Genomic DNA, 20,015 nt, shown 5'->3' with positions numbered 1-20,015 from the left:
GAAACTAGAGAAAAAGTTATTTAATTATTGAGTTTAGATGTTTTGCAAGGCGCATGACGAACTTGATTTCAGTGGAATAATTGGTTACTTAAAATACTTTTTTAATGCTATTACGTAATATCCATAATGACATTACAAAGTTGCCAATCACTAAAAGTCCGCCGTAAAATAAAAGTTGCTTAGAGGATTCAGGCCACTGAAGTATATGGAGTAAATCAAAGAGATAGGCTAAAATTACATAGGACGATAGGCATACAAAAACAATTCCTAAGGAGAAATTTAGTTTTTTATTCGGTTTAACTAATTGCCATAAAAATGGAATACCTGCTAAAAGAATAAGGTAAGCAGAAATACCTTTACTTTGATTTAAATAGGTAAACCAATAAACGATCACAGATAAGAAATAGAGGTATGGAATAAACTTTGTGTATTTGCTAATTCTATGCATAAAAATGGTTTTTTAGGGAATTCACTTTTATGGTAAAAAGTTGATGTTAATCGTCTGTTTTGCTTATGTTTATTGTTGTATTATCTTTGTTGAGTATCAGTTGATTAACTAAATATACAACCTTGATGAGCTCGATTCAAAAAAAATAACAAATTATTAACGGATTGAGTAGAATTAGCCGTAACTTTGCACGCTTAAAAAATTTAGCATCATTTTATGACTAAGATTAAAAATATTGCAATTATTGCCCACGTTGACCACGGGAAAACTACTTTGGTTGACAAAATTATGTACCATTGTCAAACGTTTCGTGAATCGGAAAATACAGGAGATTTAATTCTTGATAATAACGATTTAGAACGTGAACGTGGTATTACCATTACTTCAAAGAACGTTTCTGTAATTTACAAAGACACAAAGATTAATGTTATCGATACTCCTGGTCACGCGGATTTTGGAGGAGAAGTTGAACGTGTATTAAACATGGCTGACGGCGTGTTGCTCTTAGTTGATGCTTTTGAGGGACCAATGCCACAGACACGTTTTGTATTACAAAAAGCGCTTGATTTAGGATTAAAACCTTGCGTTGTTATTAACAAAGTTGATAAAGATAACTGTACTCCAGATGAGGTACATGAGAAAGTTTTCGACTTAATGTTTGAATTAGGTGCTGAAGAATGGCAGTTGGATTTTCCAACAGTTTACGGTTCTGCAAAGAACAACTGGATGAGTACAGACTGGAAACAGGAAACAGATAGTTTAGAACCATTATTAGATATGGTTGTTGAACATATTCCTGCTCCAAAAATTGAAGAAGGAACAACTCAGATGTTAATTACATCTTTAGATTTCTCATCGTTTACAGGTCGAATCGCTATTGGGCGTTTAACTCGTGGCGAATTGAAAGTTGGACAACAAATTTCTTTAGTAAAAAGAGATGGTTCAATCGTAAAAAATAAAATTAAAGAATTACATATTTTCGAAGGTGTTGGCCGTAGAAAAGTTGAAGAAGTAGAGACAGGTGATATCTGTGCTATTGTAGGTTTGGAAGGTTTTGATATTGGTGATACAGTTGCTGATTTTGAAAACCCTGAAGGATTAAAGACCATCGCTATCGATGAGCCTACAATGAGTATGTTATTTACTATTAACGATTCACCTTTCTTTGGAAAAGATGGAAAGTTTGTAACTTCTCGTCATATTAAAGACCGTTTAACTAAAGAGCTTGAAAAAAACTTAGCACTACGTGTTGAGGAAACTGATAGTGCAGATAAGTTCATGGTTTTTGGTCGTGGTGTATTACACTTATCTGTTTTAATTGAAACGATGCGTCGTGAAGGTTACGAACTTCAAATTGGACAACCACAAGTTATCATAAGAGAGATTGATGGTGTGAAATGTGAGCCTTTTGAAGAAATGACTATAGATTTACCGGAGAGTGTTTCTGGTAAAGCTATTGAAATGGTAACCATGCGTAAGGGTGAAATGATTAGTATGGAAGCGAAAGGCGACCGTATGGTATGTCAATTTATTGTACCTTCTCGTGGAATTATCGGATTACGTAATCAATTGTTAACAGCAACTGCTGGTGAAGCGATTATGGCTCACCGTTTTGTTGACTATAGACCTTTAAAAGGTGGAATTCCTGAACGTCAAAATGGATCATTAGTATCTATGGAAAACGGACAAGCAATTCCTTATTCTATTGATAAATTACAAGATAGAGGTAAGTTTTTCGTTGATCCAGGGGAAGATATTTACGAAGGCCAAGTTATTGGTGAAAACTCTCGTGGCGATGATATGACCGTTAACGTAACAAAAACTAAAAAGTTAAGTAACGTACGTTCTTCTGGTGCTGATGATAAAGCTAAAATTGTACCGGCTATTAAGTTTTCTTTGGAAGAAGCTTTAGAATATATTCAGAAGGATGAATATGTTGAAGTAACGCCAAATCATTTAAGAATTCGTAAAATTTACTTAAAAGAAGTAGATCGTAAGCGTAATAAAATCACATAAACCTGATTTTATACATATTATAAAAGAGAAACATTTTTAAAGTGTTTCTCTTTTTTTATGGCTTTTATTCAATATTAGCAATTTGATGTTTATGACGCTAAACCACTTGGAGTCACACATCTTTTCACTATAAATTAGTATTATAAATCAATGTATTTTATATTACACCGATTTATATATTAAAGTGATTTTACGATCAGGATGCATAAAGCATTTGAAGAGTGTCTTGGTTAGTAAACGCACAAAGTATTATTAATTAAAATTCACTGTCATTTATACAACTAAGATATACAAGGCTTCAGAAAAAGATAATTGGAATAATTTCGTAAAACAAAGCAACCAAGATACCTTTCTGTTTCAGAGAAATTTTATGGATTATCATAGCCATATATTTCATGATTATTCTTTGATGGTTTATAAAAAGAATAAATTAGTGGGCTTACTTCCGGCGAATTTAGTCGACTCAACATTGTATTCGCATCAAGGGCTTAGCTATGGAAGTTTAATATATTCAAAAACATTAAAGACCACAGAATTTATTCAAATTTGGAGAAGTGTTTTGGAATTTTTGAACACGGAAGAAATTCAAAATATTCAAATTAAAGAATTACCAAATTTCTATTTGTATAATCAAAGCAACAATCCATTGGCTTATATGCTGTTTAAATCTAAAGCGGAATTGTTGCGTACCGATTTACATTCGGTTGTGGATATGAAATATAAAGCCTATTCAAACAGTAGAAAAGAAGGTGTGAAAAGAGCAGTCAGAGCTAATTTAAAAGTTGAGGAATCTCATTCTCTCGAGGGATTTTGGGAGTTGATTTTAACTCCTAATTTAGAATCGAAACACGGTGTGAAGCCGGTTCATTCCTTAAAAGAAATAACACTTTTAAAGTCGAGATTCAATACTAATATTAGGCAGTTTAATGTATATAAGGACAATAAAATTGTTGCTGGAACAACTATTTTTGAAACTGAAAATATTGCACATTGTCAGTATATCTCAGGTAATTCTGAAAAAAACGAACTAGGAAGTTTAGATTTCTTATTTCATCATCTTATCGAAAATGTATTTAATGAAAAAATATATTTCGATTTTGGTACTTCAAATATTAATGAAGGGCAACATATAAATGAAGGCTTATTATTTTGGAAGGAAGGTTTTGGCGCACGCTCAATGCCTCAAGGCTTTTACAATATAGCTACCGAGAATTATAACTTATTAGAAGATGTTTTGATATGATTAAGTTTTTAGATATACATAAAATAAATCATCGCTTTAGGGAGGAGTTTCAAGTAGCTTTTAGTAAGTCTTTAGATAATTCTCACTTTATTTTAGGGGCTAATGTCTCAAAATTTGAAAAAGAATTTTCATATTATTGTGGTACAAAGCACTGTATTGGTACAGCTAATGGCTTAGATGCATTAACGTTAATTCTCAAAGGCTATATTCAACTTGGAAAATTAAAAAAAGGAGATCAAGTAATTGTTCCTGCAAATACGTTTATCGCTACAATTTTATCAATATTACATGCGGATTTAGAGCCGGTCTTAGTAGAGCCTCATCCAGATACTTATACAATTTCCAGTGATTCCGATAAATCAATATATGCCAATGCGAAGGCATTAATAATGGTTCATTTGTACGGACAATTAGCAGACGTTGAAAGTCTCCAACAATTAGCAAAAGATTATAAATTACTTTTAATAGAAGATGCCGCTCAAGCTCATGGAGCCTCTTCTAGTTTTGGTATGGCAGGAAATTTAGGTCATGCCGCTGCATTTAGTTTTTATCCGAGTAAAAATTTAGGAGCCTTAGGCGATGGTGGTGCTGTCACTACAAATGATTCTGAATTAGACAGAAACATTCGCTTATTACGAAATTATGGGAGTGAAGTAAAGTATACTAACGAAATTATTGGCGTAAATAGTCGTTTAGATGATATGCAGGCAGCGTTTCTTAGTATTAAGCTAAAACGATTAGATGAAGATAATGAACGAAGGAGAAATATTGCCAAATTGTATTTAAATGAAATCCGTAATTCTAAAATAAAGTTACCTTTCTACGATGGTTCTAAAAATCATGTTTTTTATGCTTTTGTCGTAGAAGTTGATAATAGAGAAAAATTCACTAATTTTCTAAATGAAAATCAGATAGAATGGTTGATTCATTACCCAATTCCACCACATCGTCAAGAAGCATTAAAAACGTTTGCTCATTTACAACTTCCTATAACAGAGAAAATTCATAATAGGATTATAAGTTTACCAATGAGTCCGTTGCTAAAGGATGAAGAGGTGCAGACCTTGATAAGAGTGCTAAATGCCTACTAATTGAAAAAATTTATCCGATATATAAATAATGAAGTGTTAGTTAAGTCTGCAAATCTTAATACGGCTAATATTAGTCTAAAGATTCTTGCTGGTATTTTAATTTCAAAATTTATTGCCGTTTATATTGGTCCACATGGCATGGCGCTAATTGGTAACTTAAGAAATTTTTTAAGTGTTATTCAATCCTTTGCTATTTCTGGACTTTATAAAGGCTTAGTAAACTCAATTAATGAATTTAAAGATGACTTAATAAAATTAACCAAATTAATTTCTACCGTTTTCTATTTCGGATTCTTTTCTACCATTCTGCTATCACTTTTGTGCTATTATAATGCGGATACAATTAATGAATTTCTTTTCACTTCAAATTATAACTATACCTATGTCATTGAGACCTTAGCTATGGTTTTACCATTTTATGTCTTAAATATGTTTGTGTTTTCCATAATCAATGGATTTGCTAAATATAAACTATTACTCATTATAAATATATTAGGGCAGATTCTAGGACTATTAGTAACTTTAATCTTAATCTATCAAGAAAATATTAATGGCGCTTTAATGTCTATAGTAATAACACCAGCCCTAAATGTATTGATAACTTTTGTTGGGATTGCCTTTAGAAAAAGTTATGTCTCGGCGATAAGGATAAGTAAAATAAATTTATCTGTACTAAATAAATTAAAACCGGAGATGATTATCGCCTTAGTAGGAGCCATTGCCATCCCAATAGTAATGATTCTAATTAGGAATTATATAATTTCTGAAATTGGCATAAAAGCAGCGGGTTATTGGACAGCAATGACAAGAGTGTCCGATTATTATCTCATGTTTTTTAATTCGTTAATGGCTCTATATATTTTACCGCGATTTTCTGAAATAAATTCTAAAATTGAGTTTAGAAAAGAGGTGTTTGGTTTCTATAAAACCATTATGCCAGTGTTTTTAGTAATACTTCTGCTCATTTTTTTAAGCAGATCATTACTAATCAATTTATTGTTTACAGAAGAATTTAGGCCGGTAGAAGACTTATTTGGATATCAAATATTAGGAGATATTATGCGTGTTCTATCTATGGTAATCGCATATCAATTTCTTGCTAAGAAGATGTTTGCACACTTTGTGATTTTATCAGTGTTCTTATTCGTTATGATGTATTTTTCCAGCATTTATCTCATCGATGAGTTTGGTGTAAAAGGTGCTGTAATGGGACATTTTATGAGTTACTTAATGTACTTTGGTATAATTGTGCTGACATTTAGCAGTTCTTTATTTGGCGTACTCAATGAAGATAAGATTGATTAGTAATAAACTGTAATTGTGAAAATCCCAAAATTCCTTTCTAATAATATAGTTTTAAAAATCACCTCGTTAAATGCTGTCGTGATTACCATCAGGTTGGTGCTTTCGGCATTTGTTCAGCGTTTATTAGCAGTCACTGTAGGCGAAGCGGGTTATGCCAGTATAGGACAGATAAGAAACTTACTAGCCATGCTAACAGCGACTTCCACCTTAGGAACTTTTAGCGGCCTAGTAAAATATGTAGCTGAGTTTAAACAAGATCAATCAGAGCTTACTAAAATCTTTTCAACGGTATCATGTTTTTTACTTATGGGGTCCATTGGTTCCGCTGCCGTATTGTTTTTTGGGGCTACTTTTTTATCCGATTATCTTTTTAATTCACAAGACTATATCTATTTATTTCAGCTCTTGGCTGTAATTGTCCCTTTTATAGGAATTGGACGTGTTGTAAATGCAGTAGTTAGCGGATTATCTGATTATAAAAAGTACGCTAAAATTGAATTGATCAGCTACTTATTAGCAACTATAGCTCTTGTTATTGGGCTTTATATATCTGACTTAACCGGCATTCTTATTGCCATTTCTATTGCCCCAGTAATTCAGTTAATTGTATTAGCTGTTGTGTTTGGAAAAACCTTACAAAAGTATGTGCACTTTAAGACGTTGAAACTAAGACTAGTATACAAAAATAAATTACTAGCATTCACTTTAATGTCTTTTGTTTCAACCTTTTTGTTGAATTATGTAGAACTGGATATTAGAACTATGGTTGCTGAAAAGATAAATGTAAATGAAGCAGGGTATTGGACGGCTGTTACATTTATTTCTAAAAACTATATGGTATTTGCAACAGGTTTATTCACCTTATACGTGTTGCCTAAATTTGCAAGCATAAACGGTAAGGTCGAATTTAAGAGCGAAGTCATAAATATCTATAAAACGATACTTCCCATTTTCGCATTAGGAATGCTTATCGTATATCTGTTGCGCGATTATATCATAAAATTTATTTTTCCAGATTTTATAGGTATGGAACCATTATTTAAATGGCAATTAATGGGCGATTTTGTAAGGCTTAGTTCTTTAGTATTGGCCCATCAGTTCTTAGCAAAGCGCTTGGTGAAAAGTTTTATATTTACTGAAATCATTTCGCTGGGTTTATTTTTTGGGTTAACTCAATTGTTTATTCCTTATTTCGGAACAGAAGGGGTAGTTATAGCCCATTTGGTTAGGTACATCCTCTATTTCGTGATTGTGGTTGTTGTGATAAAAGCCTATTTTAATAAAGCGAGTACAGCCTAATAGATTAGTTCTTTGTTAAATGATACGCCTTGAGAAAACAATCCTTCTGTTGAATTTGAGGAGACTTTAGATAATGAAAAATAACCGCTATAATTATATGCTCGCATCTTAAATAGCGGTTGGATTATCAATCTCTTTTCTCCAAATGTCCAAATACATTTTCGCACAATTTATATGATTGTGATGGGCTTCTACAAATTGTCTAGCATTGGCGGAGATTTCAGTGATCTTTTCAGGATTTAGAATTAACCACTCTATTTTTTTTGCAATTTTTTCGGCATCAGGTAAAGCGTTAATGGCGATTGAATCTTCTTTAACCTTGTAGTGCTCTAACCATTCTTGTTCCGCTCCTGTGAAAACTACTTTTCCTTTGGCCATCGCTTCTAAAGCATTAAAACCTTGGTCATAAGCATAAACTTGATCTAATAGAATATGAGCTTTGTCAAAACTTATAATATAGTCTTTGTATGGTAGGTTTTTAGCAATAATAATTTCGATTTTTGAAGGGTATTTTTTAGAAACAAGCTCTAATGCGGTCTTAAAAATATCATTTCCTTTCTTGTAGTAGTTGTAGGTGTTAATTCCATGAAAAATTATGATCTTATCTCCGATAACAGGTGTTTTGTAGGTTAGATTACTAAGGTCGATGGCATGTGGAATTAGTCCTAAGTATTTTGGATGATTAATCAAAGGGATATGGTAATCTAAATCGTTAGAAATTACCCCTCTGATATGATTAAATATATGCTTGTGTAAAGCTAAATGAGCATCAGTCAAATAGCTTAGTGCTGGAGAAAAATCCTTCTGTGACCCCTTATTTTCGAAGTAAGGGGTTAATATGGAATATCTGAATTTTTTATCAAAAGCATAAGAAACACTTGGGTAGTCTAAACCTGCTGAAAGTAAAAACACACTTTTGTTCCAATCTTTAAGCCAATTAAAAATTATAAGTTGGTGTTTTCTATCAAAATCAAAGGGAGCTTCATTAATGAACTGAACAATGTCATGGTTAGATAGTAATTCTTTTTTTGACTTTATTTGCCGCTTTATAGAGACTGCAGAGAGGTCTATTCCTGTTAAATTTTTAACTAATATCCTGAATTTCTTTCTCAAAAAAGAGCGATAAGGATCAATGATATCGATATCAACATCTACTTTTTTAAATCCATCTCTATTGCTCACAAGAATAGCGTCATGCCCTAAAGTTTTAAGCCCATGCTTTATATTCCATTGCGCTCTATTATATTCACCAAAGAGTAAAACTTTCATTTATTGATGTTTCATTTAATATCTTTATCCACTAATTAATCAAGATGCAAAGTAATCATAAAAAAAGAATATGTATTGTATCGCGCTCACTTAGTGAAGGAGGTGCTGATAGGGTGGCAGCTATGCAATCTATTTTTTTGACAAATTTGGGTTATGAGGTTTTCATAATGACCATTCTTAACAGTATAAAATATCCATACAAAGGTGAATTATTCAATTTGGGCGTAATTAAAGAGCAGAATGATTCCGTTTTTGGTCGTTTTAACCGCTTGTTGTTATTCAAGAGGTTTTTAGTAGAAAACAAGGTTGATGTTGTTATTGATCATCGGGTGCGTTGTAAACCATTTTCAGAATATATTATATCAGGATTAATTTATCCAAAAGATACCATCTATATCGTACATAACTTCACCATAAAACGTTATTTTCCACCTATCCAGTGGTTGACAAAGCGTTTGTATAGGAAAGCAAAAAAGATTGTGACAGTTTCTAAAGGCATCGAAAAAGTGGTGCAACGAACCTATAATTTCAATAATTTACAAACAATTTATAATCCCATAGATTTTGAGTATATAAATAGATTGAAGGCACAAGAAATTGATGTTACATGTCCTTTTATCTTTTGGTATGGGCGTTTTGAAGAAGCACAAAAGAATGTGTCATTACTAGTAGATGCCTATTCGAAATCTGATCTTTCAGCCCAAGGGATTAAGCTTATCCTTATGGGAAATGGAAAGGATAAAACCAAAATAGCGAATAAGATTACAGATTTAAATTTAAAGAATTCAATAGAGATATTACCATTTTCAGATAATCCTTTCGCTTATATTAATAAATCAAAATTTACCGTGTTGTCAAGTAATCATGAGGGATTCCCAATGACGGTTTTAGAATCTTTGGCCTGTGGAATACCTGTGGTTAGTGTAGCATATCAAAACTATGAAGATGGCGTGATCATAAATGAAAGTAATGGGTTATTGGTAGAAAATCATAATCCACTAATGTTAGCAAAAGCACTCAATCGTTTTATTGTTGACGAAAAATTATATCTTCGCTGTAAAGCGAATGCTAAAAACAGTGTTGAAACCCTTTCTGTTCAAAATATCTCAAAGCAATGGAAAACTTTAATAGAAAGTTAATGAATACAACAATAGATGACATTTCTATAATAGAAATTCCACGAGTACATGATGAACGCGGACTTTTGGCCGTTATTGAGAAAACAACAATTCCTTTTAAAATTGAACGCGTCTATTATTTGTACGACGTACCATCGGATGCATTTAGAGGTGGGCATGCACACAAGGAACTCTATCAACTTATCATTCCGCTTTCAGGTAGTTTTGATGTGTTGCTTAAAGATGGAGAAAATAGTAAAACTATTAACCTGAATAAGCCACATAAAGGGTTGTTAGTTGTGCCTGGGATTTGGCGAGAAATTGATAATTTTTCTTCCGGTTGTGTCTGCTTGGTATTAGCGTCTTCAGAGTATGACGAATTGGATTATATTCGTGACTTTAATGACTTCCTAAGCTTTAAAGAGTTTTAAATACAAAGTATTATTAATAAGGAAAGGTCTTATTTTGTTCAGTAACCTTAATACCCATGCTGGTAATTTAAGCAATGCCTTCTGTTTGAAATTTAGATTTTTAAAATTTAGGGTTTTAAGAGTTGCTTTATAAATATTTGTTTCTCCATTTATTTTGGTGCGCAATGCTAATCCGTAACGTTTAAGATCTAAATAATGTTTTAAACTAGCGTTATTTATTTCTAAAGATTGGTACGAACTTAATAGTGCAAAACGCACATCATTAATTTCACTTTTAGATAAACTGTCAGTTATCGACTTATTATAGCGCATCGTTATTCTTGGATTAAAAACAATCGCTTGAGATAGTGCTATTCTTATCCACAAATCTAAATCTTGCCCAGTAGAATAGATGCTGTTAAACATTCCCGATGCTAAGAATTTTTCTCTCTGAATAGCCGCTGCGGAAGTCCAGATTACGGTGTCTTTTAAACTAGCTTTAAAAAAATCATCAATGATACAGGGGTGGTCAGAATATTTAAAGTTGAATCGAGCAGGCTTTATATAATCATTATTATAATTAATCTCATAATTATTACCGTAAAGACCAGCATCTGGAAAGCACTCAATACTTTCTTTAAGAGCTTGTAAATGGTTAGGCTTCCAAAGGTCATCCGCATCTAAAAACGCTAGAAAAATACCTTTTGCCCATTTCGAAGCCTGATTTCTGGCCTCGCTAACCCCTGAGTTTTTCTGATGAAATAGATTTATTTTTTCTGATTCAAAACCTTCAACGATTGCGGCACTTTTATCTGTAGAGCCGTCGTTTACAATTATAATTTCATAATCGTTAAAGTTTTGATTTAAGACACTGTTCAGACAATCAGAAATATAATCAGCTTTATTGTATAATGGAATTATGACAGAAAAAAACGGCATATTATTGATGTGTTATAAGGTGATTAGCAATTTTTTTGGAAGCTCTTAATTCTTTGTCTGAAATAGAACCCTCTAATAAGACCTCATTAAATAAAATGCTTTTAAAAGTGTCTATCTCTGCTTTCTTTGTTTTATAATGAATAGCACCCTGTAGTAACGACTTTAATTGGTCTTTGTCATGTAATTTCAAACACACACGTTCATTGTCGTAAAAGGCGTTCCCCAATACCACTACGGTTTTATATTTTAAAATGGCTTCTATGCCCACGGTTGAATTATTTACAACAATAACCTCCGCTGAATCTAATGCTTGGTCTAAGGGTGTGAAATTGTCTATAAGGATATTGTTCTCTATAATATACTTATATAAAGACTCGTCATATTTGTTTATATAAAGCGGGTGCTCTCTAACCACTAGCTGTTTTCCTTCAGGTAAATTTGAGTAAATGTTTGATACTATTTCAGTATGTGTTTTAAAATTTGGACTATGATAAATCATGTTCACATCCCGGGGGACTTGAAGTGCCAACAATATATGTGAATAATGATTACCTGCTGGGTTATTCTTGAGCTTTTCTGTCTTATTTATCGGATTATGGATTACATCCGTATACTTTAAATCTGGTGGATATAATGGTGAATTTTCTAATAGTGCAGCTGTCAGAAAATCCAATCCGCGATAAATTGGTGAGCGGTTGTATTTGGTGGAATTCGGGTTTAGAAGGGGCTCATAATTCGGCTGTGACTTGTCAATCAATTTAGTACTATAATTCCTTCTAATACTTAAATTGGCATTAACTCCTTCTTGGTCAAAAAATGTAGTATTGAAAGGTCCTTGTTCAATATAATAAGTTGTTACCTCATACTTAGCTGCAATGGCAACTGCAATTTCCACGCAAAGTCGAGAATCTCCCAATGTCAACAAATAATTGGGCTGTTCTTTTTTGAATATCTTATCGAAAATATCAATATAAGCTAGAGCTTGTAATTGTAGCGAGTCTTTTGGTATTTCTGTACTTAATGCGGTATGAAATTTTATATACTCCCAATATGGAATCCCTTTAAATGATTCGGTATTCTGAATGATGTCTTTATAGAATTGTTTTTTGTACTGAACTAATAGCCATGCTCTCATGGGTATCCAACTGCTAAATTGTAGTCGGCACAGTGTATATATAAATCCGCTAAGATGTATACTATGGATTTTGAAGTTTAAGCTTGAGACATGTGAGGCCTTCAGCTGTTTTTTAATGTCAAGAAAAAATCTTGAGAACTTATCGTAATAACCAATACATATTACAGTCATATTTTAATGTATACGTCGGAGGTTAGACTTAAGTTTTCATTAGTTTTCTCTCAAAAATAGAGATTCAGTTAGGTTATGAATTAATAGTACAACTAAACTAATTTTTTCTTTGCACCACTTCAAACACCTTATTCTCGTCGCACTTTAAAGTTTTACTCGGATATTTTAAAAGTAAGGCATAGTCATGTGTAGCCATTAAAATGGTATTGCCGTTCTTATTTATGTCTTGTAACACTTCCATGACTTCAATACTCGTTTGTGGATCTAAGTTTCCGGTAGGCTCATCGGCTAAAATAAGCTCAGGATCATTTAATAAAGCTCGAGCAATAGCGATACGCTGCTGTTCACCACCAGAAAGTTCATGAGGATATTTAAATCCTTTAGTTTTCATTCCAACTTTATCTAAAACGGCATCAATTCTATCTTTAATACGTTCTTTTTCTTTCCAACCGGTTGCTTTTAAAACGAATTCTAAATTCCCGTTAATCGTGCGATCTGGTAACAGTTTAAAATCTTGAAAAACAATGCCAAGCTTACGTCTTAAAAATGGAATATCTTTTTCCTTCATGGTTCTTAAGTTGAAATCAACTATAGAACCTTCGCCTTCCGTTAATTCTAAATCGCCATAAAGTGTTTTCATAAAACTACTTTTTCCACTTCCTGTTTTACCAATAAGATAGACAAAGTCGCCTTTTTTCATTTCGAAATTCACCTTAGAAAGCACCATGCTTTCACCTTGATATATTGTAGCATCTTTAAGCTCTAAAACCGTTTCGGACATATTTTTACTTATAATTAAGATATGTGTAAAAGTATTGTTTAAAATTCCAAATGCCAAATTCTAAATCTATATTGGCATAGTAGTTGAAATAATGTAATTATGAAAAATTTTGTCAGTCTTTTAATTATACTTTTTTCTGCTCTGTCATTTGCGCAAAAAGAGTTTCATGTCTTTCCTAGTGATGGTAATAACATCGTAGGATCGCCAAATGGCGATGGTAGTATAAACAATCCATGGGATTTACAAACGGCATTACAACAATCTTCAAAACGTGTAAATGGTGGAGATATTATTTGGATTCACGAAGGGATTTACAATGGGAGATTTAAAAGTGTATTGAAATCTACAAATTCAGATTTCATTACAGTTTCAGCTTATAAGCAAGATAGGGTGGTTTTAAATGGTAACGTTGGCTCCAAAGGTGGAGCGGTGTTAGACGTTAATAGTACGAATGTTATTTTTCGAAATTTCGAAGTCACCTTTTTAGGTGAGTATTCACGGTTGTACTCAGATGAAAATTACTATACCGCTTCAGGAATTAACCATAGAGCAGGAGAGTGTAAATTTCAGAATTTAATCATATACAACATTCCAGGGTTGGGATTTGGTTCATGGAAATTGACAGGAGGTTCAGTTATTGAGGATTGTATTATTTATAACAATGGTACAATGGAAGAACCGAGAGGATCTGGAGAGGGAATGTACGTGCAAAACAAATCTGATGATCTTAGAATAATTAGAAACAATATAATTTTTAATAATTACTATAAGGGCATCGAAGTGTGGTCGGCATCAGCTGGACACGATTATGAGTTTGTTAAAAACGTAGAGCTTTCTGATAATATTTTATTCAATAATGGAATGCCATCAGGTACTCTTAGAGATAATGTCATCATAGCAACTAACGATACAAAAGGAATCAATAAAGCAAGAGATATTCAAGTTAAAAATAATGTCTTTTATCACAACATAGATTTTAGTGATTCTAAAAATTATGGCTACGGGACAGCGTTGGCAATTGGTTTTAAAGCTAGGGCGTTGGTAGAAAATATTACCATAACAGATAATATTCTGTTGGGTAGAAATAATCCACTAAATCTTATGCACTTTAAATCCTTGACATTTAAAAACAACAAAGTGTATGGAAGCTATGTGAATTTTGATAAATCGTCATTGCCAGCATTAAATTCGGGTTTGTTAGATTTTGATAATAATGAATACTACACGAGGAAAAATTCAGGATTTAGAATCGTAAAATATAAAGACTATAATCTTCAAGATTGGCAACAAACCTTTGGGGTTGACAAGAACAGTTCTATGAAAAGATTCAAGGATTTTGAAATCAATCCTGTGTTGAAAGTCACGCCGTTACATACAAATTCAAGTCACTTTAATGTGGCGCTTATAGATAAAAATGGAAATGATGTAGAGGTTGATTTCAGTGCATTTCACATTAAGGAAGGAACACCCTATAAAATCTATGATATCGAAAACAGAAAGGAAATCCTTAAAGCAGGTCGTCTATTGAAAGGTGGTAAAATTAAGTTTCCTCTCAACTCAAAGGCGTTTGAAAAGCCCTTGCATAATACTGTGGCCACTAAGTCGGCTAACAATTTTGGCGTGTTTAGAATTGAGTTTGAAGCGCTTGAAAAGAAAAGTGCTCTAGAACGCTTTTTCGATTGGCTATTTTAGAAGTAAATTCCTTTCAAGCAACCATAACATTTAATAACTCCGTGTATAATTATAAACATTTTCTATCGTTATAGATTTTGTATTGGATTATATTTGACACTAAATAAAATATTTAACAAATGATGTTTCTTAAAAGACCGTTTCTCATCGTTTTTCTTCTGATTTCTTCATTTGGTATGGCACAGAAATCTGCGATTTATACCAATGATTTACAAGACTATCAGAAAGCATTAACTTTATATAATAATAAGCAGTATAAAGCCGCTCAGTCTTTGTTCAATGATATTAAATCAGAGACTAAGGATGTGACTATACAATCTGATTGTGCTTTTTACATCGCAAACTGTGCTGTACGTTTAAATCAGAAAAATGCAGACGATTTAATTACAAGTTTTGTTGAAGAATACCCAACAAGCACGAAACGTAATACGGCGTTTTTAGATGTCGCAGATTATTATTTCAACAATGGAAAATATGCTTATGCTCGTAAGTGGTATGACAGAGTAGATGAAAGAAGTATTGCTGGTAGTGAGAAGGATCGTTTCAATTTCAATTATGGTTATTCATTATATTCTACTAAAGATGAAAAGAAAGCGTCTAAATACCTTAACCGTGTAGTTAATTCAAAAGAATACGGGTCGCAAGCCAAATACTATATAGGTTTTATGGCTTATGAAGGTGATGACTACGATAGAGCAAATGAGTATTTTGAACAAGTTAGCGATAACGAAAAGTATCAAGAAAAGCTGTCTTACTACCAAGCCGATTTAAATTTTAAATTAGGAAAATTTGAAAAAGCTATCGAATTAGCAGAAGCACAATTACCTAAAAGTACGGCCGCTGAAAAATCGGAATTGTCAAAAATTATAGGTGAAAGTTATTTCAATCTTCAACAATATGATAAAGCAATTCCATATTTAAAAGAATACAAAGGCAAAAAACGAAAATGGAATAATACCGATTACTACCAACTGGGTTATGCCTATTACAAGCAGAATGATTTTGAAAAGGCTATTTCTGAATTTAATAAGATTATAGACGGTAAAAATGCTGTGGCTCAAAATGCGTACTATCACTTAGGAGAGAGTTACATCAATTTAGATAAAAAATCAGAAGCCTTGAATGCGTTTAGAAACGCTTCAGAAATGGAATTTGATGCCAAAATTCAAGAAGATGCATGGTTGAATTATGCCAAAATCAGTTACGATATAGGAAACCCTTACCAATCGGTTCCACAGGTGCTTACTAGTTATTTAAATAAATATCCTTCAACCGCGTATAAGGAAGAAATTGAAACCTTGTTGATTGATTCTTATATCACTTCAAAAAACTATAAAGAGGCTTTAGAACTTTTAAAAGGAAAGAATAGTTTCGAGAATAAGGTCGCTTATCAAAAGGTTGCTTTTTTTAGAGCTGTAGAATTGTATAATGAAAACAAATACAATGAAGCCTTAGCCTTATTCAAAGGATCGCTTAAAGAACCAAGAGACCCACGTTTTGTGGCAAAAGCAACATTTTGGAAAGCTGAAACAGAATACAATCTTTCTAATTATAACGACGCCTTAATTGGTTTCAAACAATTTTCTGGATTAAGTGAGTCTTCTGATTTATTAGAAAATGAAAATCTTAATTACAATTTAGCCTATACCTATTTTAAGTTAAAGGATTACGATAATGCTTCAACCTATTTTGAAAAATTCATAAAAAATAAGTCTAACGACCGATTACGTCAGAATGATGCCTATTTAAGATTAGCAGATGGCTATTTTGTGTCTAGCAAGTATAATGACGCTATTGATGCTTATCAAAAAGCAATTCAAATCAACGAAATTGAAACGGATTATGCCGCTTTTCAAAAGGCAATGAGCCAAGGCTATTTAGGAAAGTCTTCAGCTAAGATTTCAGAATTAAATTCATTTATAAACACTTACCCAAGGTCGGCTTTACGTGACGATGCTATGTATGAGTTGGCAAATTCATATGTAAAATCTAATGAAACAGATAAGGCCATGCAGATGTATGATCGTTTAAATTCGGAATACCAAAGAAGTGCTTTTACTTCTAAAGCCTTATTACGTCAGGGCTTAGTGTATTATAATGCAAACGATAACGAACGAGCACTTAATAAATTTAAAAAGGTAGCAAGTGATTTCCCTGGTTCTGGAGAAGCGGTTCAAGCAGTTTCAACAGCGCGTTTAATTTATATCGATCTAGGACGAGTAGATGAATATGCACGTTGGGTAAGAACATTAGATTATGTTGAAGTTAGTGATGTCGATTTAGATAACACCACTTATCTCGCTGCAGAAAAGCCGTATTTAGATGGAGAAACCGATAAGGCGATTCGTCAGTTTAATAATTATTTAAATAAATTCCCAAAGGGTCTTCATAATCTGAAAGCGCATTTTTACCTCGCGCAATTGTATTATCAAAAAGATTTATTTGATAATGCGCAACCTCATTACAAAGCAGTTGCTACAGTTTCTAAGAGTGAATATACAGAGCAAGCTATTGTGAAACTTTCTGAAATTTATTTAAGTAAATCGGATTGGGACAGCGCAGTGCCTATTCTTAAACGATTAGAGGCTGAGGCTGATTACCCGCAGAATGTCGTATACGCACAGTCTAATTTAATGAATGCTTATTACCAAACAGAAGATTATTCTAAAGCGGAATCCTATGCGGAAAAAGTACTGAGCAATTCGAAATTGGATAATAAAGTAAAGAGCGATGCGAAGTTAATTATTGCACGTTCAGCCTTTAAAACAGGAAACGAGGCAAAGGCAAAGACGGCCTACGCCGAAGTTGAGAAATTAGCGACTGGAAGTGTAGCGGCAGAAGCTCTATATTATAATGGTTATTTCAAACATAAAGAAGCAAACTACGAAGCGTCTAATGTTACGATTCAAAAATTGGCGAAGGATTATGGTAGCTATAAATATTATAGTGCAAAAGGCTTAGTTATAATGGCTAAGAACTTTTACGCTTTAGGGGATGCTTTCCAAGCGACTTATATTTTGGAAAGTGTTATTAGCAATTTCCCTGATTTCAAGGATGTTGTAAAAGAAGCTAAAGAAGAATTAAATAAAATAAAAACCGAAGAAGCGAAAACGAATTCATCAATTGAAACGGATGATAATTAATTTCTTTTTAGCCACTGAGCAAAATTATAGTGATAAAAGAAAGAAACAATCATCAACCATTTTTCAATCAAATTAATACACATGAAAATTAAATATATAGTATTATCGATGTTTACTTTGGGTATGGCTTTCTCATATGCCCAGGAACGTACCAAAGACACACTTGCAGATCAAACTGTTAATGTTATTAAACCTTATACACCTACAATTTCAGATGCATTTAAGATTAAAGATAATCCGCAATTAAGCGATTCAAATGCGGTCAAAAAAAAGGAGATAAAATATAATATTTTTTCTATTCCAGTGGCCTCTACATTTACACCAGCTAAAGGTAAGGCAGCTACTGTAGATAAAGCAAAGGCGGTAAAGTTGTACGATAATTACGCGTCTTTAGGTGTTGGTACTTACACTTCTATTTTAGGGGAAGTTTATCTCAATCATGAGTTGAGTAGAGATGAAAATATTGGAGGCTATTTTAGTCATCATTCATCCCAAGGTGGTATAGACGATCTTTTATTAGATGATAATTTTTCTAAGACCAAACTAAACGCGCACTTTACTCAGAACCTTAGAGATTTTTCTTGGAAAGTTGATGGTGGAGCTGATTTACAAACTTATAATTGGTACGGTTTACCACAAGAATTCTTTGGACAAGCTGAAGCGGATGTCATTGACCCAAAACACAGCTACACGAGTTTTAATTTAGGTGGAAACATTAGGTTCGACGATGCTATTGTGAAAGATGCTAGTTTAAGATTTAGAAACTTTAGTGACGATAGAGGTTCAGCCGAAAACCGTTTAGCCGCCAACTCTAATTTTCAAGTTACAATTCAAGATGCCGATATAGAAGCTGAGGTTTTTATCGATTATTTAGGAGGAAGCTTTGATACTGATTACAATAATAATCAGGCTATTGATTATGGAAATATTATGTTTGGCGTGGCGCCTTCATATCAATTAAACCAAGATGATCTATCAATTAACTTAGGAATAAGATTGACCTATTTAAATGATACTGAATTTAGTAAAAGTAAATTCTACATCCATCCTAATATTGATGCGTCATACCGTTTAGTCGATGAAATTTTAATCGCTTATGCTGGATTGACAGGTGAGGTTATTCAGAACAACTATTACGATTTTACAAAGATTAACTCATTTGTGTCGCCTACACTATTTGTCACTCCAACGGACCAACAATTCAAGGGGTTTGTAGGATTAAAAGGAAAGTTAACTAATACTATTAGTTATAACTTAAATGGAAATTACATGTCGGAAGCTAATAAAGCAATGTATAAATCAAATGAAGCATTAGCAACCACAACAGAAGATTATCAATATGGAAACTCATTTGGCGTCGTTTACGATGATGTAACCACTTTTTCTGTGGCAGGAGAGTTAAATGTAGATTTTAATAGAAACTTTACTTTAGGTATAAAAGGTGAATATTTTGCCTATGATACAGATCATGAAAGTCAAGCATGGAACCTACCAGAACTTGAAGCCTCTGTTTTTGTGGATTATCAAATTTCGGAACAATGGTTTGCAGGAGCGAGTGCGTATTTTGTTGGAGAACGTAAAGATGAAAGAGTCGTTCACGACTTATTTGCGCCATCGAATATTTCTACTGTAACCTTAGATAGTTATTTTGATGTGAATGCACATGTAGGTTACAAAATAAATGATCAGTTGTCAGTTTTTGCTAAGGCGAATAATATTGCAAGTCAGAATTATGACAGATGGATAAATTTCCCAGTACAAGGCATACAAGTGTTAGCTGGAGCTACTTATCAATTTGATTTCTAGAAAATTCATCTTATCTAATTTTAAATTAGAGTGTTTTAGATAAAATTGAAAAACTTTAAAAGCGTCCCATTTGGGACGCTTTTCTTATTTTTACGAAGAAATTAACCAATTCCAAGGACTCCATCGTGAGTCGTAGAGTGAATAAATGT

15 protein-coding genes are annotated in these 20,015 nt (G+C 32.9%); 10 read left to right on the top strand and 5 right to left on the bottom strand.

Translation table 11 applies throughout. The features are described 5' to 3' along the window. Positions 1-88 precede the first annotated feature (88 nt). Positions 89-448, bottom strand: coding sequence for a hypothetical protein (locus DFQ11_RS13020; protein WP_110476316.1), 360 nt, complete (start codon positions 446-448; stop codon positions 89-91). A gap of 216 nt (positions 449-664) precedes the next feature. On the opposite strand from DFQ11_RS13020, the gene typA reads away from it, so the two are divergent. The 5 genes from typA (at position 665) to DFQ11_RS12995 (ending at position 7,402) form a co-directional block, all read left to right on the top strand. Next, the gene (typA, locus tag DFQ11_RS13015; RefSeq protein WP_110476315.1) at positions 665-2,464 is read left to right on the top strand and encodes a translational GTPase TypA; all 1,800 of its coding nucleotides are present in this window, start codon (positions 665-667) and stop codon (positions 2,462-2,464) included. A gap of 370 nt (positions 2,465-2,834) precedes the next feature. Beyond that, on the top strand, positions 2,835-3,707 hold the full coding sequence (locus DFQ11_RS13010) for a GNAT family N-acetyltransferase (RefSeq protein ID WP_229791298.1): 873 nt from the start codon (positions 2,835-2,837) through the stop codon (positions 3,705-3,707). Beyond that, positions 3,704-4,798: a DegT/DnrJ/EryC1/StrS family aminotransferase gene (locus tag DFQ11_RS13005; RefSeq protein ID WP_110476314.1), complete on the top strand. Its 1,095-nt coding sequence runs from the start codon at positions 3,704-3,706 to the stop codon at positions 4,796-4,798. The genes DFQ11_RS13010 and DFQ11_RS13005 overlap by 4 nt, the downstream gene beginning before the upstream one ends. Beyond that, on the top strand, positions 4,799-6,103 hold the full coding sequence (locus DFQ11_RS13000; protein ID WP_110476313.1) for an O-antigen translocase: 1,305 nt from the start codon (positions 4,799-4,801) through the stop codon (positions 6,101-6,103). A gap of 15 nt (positions 6,104-6,118) precedes the next feature. Next, positions 6,119-7,402, top strand: coding sequence for an O-antigen translocase (locus DFQ11_RS12995; RefSeq protein WP_110476312.1), 1,284 nt, complete (start codon positions 6,119-6,121; stop codon positions 7,400-7,402). Positions 7,403-7,510: 108 nt separating this feature from the next. Here DFQ11_RS12995 and DFQ11_RS12990 read toward each other — a convergent pair whose 3' ends face one another. Continuing rightward, entirely contained in the window at positions 7,511-8,671 is a 1,161-nt protein-coding gene (locus DFQ11_RS12990) for a glycosyltransferase (protein WP_110476311.1), read from the bottom strand. Positions 8,672-8,715: 44 nt separating this feature from the next. Here DFQ11_RS12990 and DFQ11_RS12985 point away from each other — a divergent pair, with 44 nt between their 5' ends. Next, entirely contained in the window at positions 8,716-9,810 is a 1,095-nt protein-coding gene (locus DFQ11_RS12985) for a glycosyltransferase (RefSeq protein ID WP_110476310.1), read from the top strand. Then, a complete protein-coding gene (locus DFQ11_RS12980; RefSeq protein ID WP_110476380.1) occupies positions 9,810-10,220 on the top strand; it encodes a sugar 3,4-ketoisomerase in 411 nt (136 codons plus the stop codon). Before DFQ11_RS12985 ends, DFQ11_RS12980 begins: the two co-directional genes overlap by 1 nt. Here DFQ11_RS12980 and DFQ11_RS12975 read toward each other — a convergent pair. The 3 genes from DFQ11_RS12975 to DFQ11_RS12965 all read right to left on the bottom strand — a co-directional run bounded on the left by DFQ11_RS12975 (position 10,200) and on the right by DFQ11_RS12965 (position 13,225). Then, on the bottom strand, positions 10,200-11,138 hold the full coding sequence (locus DFQ11_RS12975) for a glycosyltransferase family 2 protein (protein ID WP_110476309.1): 939 nt from the start codon (positions 11,136-11,138) through the stop codon (positions 10,200-10,202). The two genes, DFQ11_RS12980 and DFQ11_RS12975, sit on opposite strands and share 21 nt — an antisense overlap. A 1-nt stretch (position 11,139) precedes the next feature. Then, positions 11,140-12,273 (bottom strand): capsular polysaccharide export protein, LipB/KpsS family, encoded by a 1,134-nt coding sequence (locus DFQ11_RS12970; RefSeq protein ID WP_158525006.1) that lies wholly within the window; start codon positions 12,271-12,273, stop codon positions 11,140-11,142. 268 nt (positions 12,274-12,541) lie between these two features. Next, positions 12,542-13,225 carry a cell division ATP-binding protein FtsE gene (locus DFQ11_RS12965; protein ID WP_110476307.1) on the bottom strand — a complete coding sequence of 228 codons (684 nt, stop codon included), beginning with the start codon at positions 13,223-13,225 and terminating at the stop codon, positions 12,542-12,544. Positions 13,226-13,324: 99 nt separating this feature from the next. On the opposite strand from DFQ11_RS12965, the gene DFQ11_RS12960 reads away from it, so the two are divergent. The 3 genes from DFQ11_RS12960 to DFQ11_RS12950 all read left to right on the top strand — a co-directional run bounded on the left by DFQ11_RS12960 (position 13,325) and on the right by DFQ11_RS12950 (position 19,866). Then, positions 13,325-14,917: a right-handed parallel beta-helix repeat-containing protein gene (locus DFQ11_RS12960; RefSeq protein ID WP_110476306.1), complete on the top strand. Its 1,593-nt coding sequence runs from the start codon at positions 13,325-13,327 to the stop codon at positions 14,915-14,917. A gap of 119 nt (positions 14,918-15,036) precedes the next feature. Then, positions 15,037-18,060, top strand: a complete 3,024-nt coding sequence (locus tag DFQ11_RS12955) for a tetratricopeptide repeat protein (protein WP_110476305.1) — start codon at positions 15,037-15,039, stop codon at positions 18,058-18,060. Positions 18,061-18,141: 81 nt separating this feature from the next. Further along, entirely contained in the window at positions 18,142-19,866 is a 1,725-nt protein-coding gene (locus tag DFQ11_RS12950; RefSeq protein WP_110476304.1) for a TonB-dependent receptor, read from the top strand. Positions 19,867-20,015: the final 149 nt, after the last annotated feature.

The organism is Winogradskyella epiphytica (assembly GCF_003217215.1).
Classification (GTDB): Bacteria; Bacteroidota; Bacteroidia; order Flavobacteriales; family Flavobacteriaceae; genus Winogradskyella; species Winogradskyella epiphytica.
Note: the sequence above shows the minus strand (reverse complement) of the source record. Positions and strands in the feature narration are given on the sequence as shown.

Excerpts from the sequence above, each read along its gene's own strand:
- DFQ11_RS13020 (WP_110476316.1), bottom strand. The coding sequence starts at position 448 with ATGCATAGAATTAGCAAATACACAAAGTTTATTCCATACCTCTATTTC.
- typA (WP_110476315.1), top strand. The coding sequence starts at position 665 with ATGACTAAGATTAAAAATATTGCAATTATTGCCCACGTTGACCACGGG.
- DFQ11_RS13010 (WP_229791298.1), top strand. The coding sequence starts at position 2,835 with ATGGATTATCATAGCCATATATTTCATGATTATTCTTTGATGGTTTAT.
- DFQ11_RS13005 (WP_110476314.1), top strand. The coding sequence starts at position 3,704 with ATGATTAAGTTTTTAGATATACATAAAATAAATCATCGCTTTAGGGAG.
- DFQ11_RS12990 (WP_110476311.1), bottom strand. The coding sequence starts at position 8,671 with ATGAAAGTTTTACTCTTTGGTGAATATAATAGAGCGCAATGGAATATA.
- DFQ11_RS12985 (WP_110476310.1), top strand. The coding sequence starts at position 8,716 with ATGCAAAGTAATCATAAAAAAAGAATATGTATTGTATCGCGCTCACTT.
- DFQ11_RS12980 (WP_110476380.1), top strand. The coding sequence starts at position 9,810 with ATGAATACAACAATAGATGACATTTCTATAATAGAAATTCCACGAGTA.
- DFQ11_RS12975 (WP_110476309.1), bottom strand. The coding sequence starts at position 11,138 with ATGCCGTTTTTTTCTGTCATAATTCCATTATACAATAAAGCTGATTAT.
- DFQ11_RS12970 (WP_158525006.1), bottom strand. The coding sequence starts at position 12,273 with ATGAGAGCATGGCTATTAGTTCAGTACAAAAAACAATTCTATAAAGAC.
- DFQ11_RS12965 (WP_110476307.1), bottom strand. The coding sequence starts at position 13,225 with ATGTCCGAAACGGTTTTAGAGCTTAAAGATGCTACAATATATCAAGGT.
- DFQ11_RS12960 (WP_110476306.1), top strand. The coding sequence starts at position 13,325 with ATGAAAAATTTTGTCAGTCTTTTAATTATACTTTTTTCTGCTCTGTCA.
- DFQ11_RS12955 (WP_110476305.1), top strand. The coding sequence starts at position 15,037 with ATGATGTTTCTTAAAAGACCGTTTCTCATCGTTTTTCTTCTGATTTCT.
- DFQ11_RS12950 (WP_110476304.1), top strand. The coding sequence starts at position 18,142 with ATGAAAATTAAATATATAGTATTATCGATGTTTACTTTGGGTATGGCT.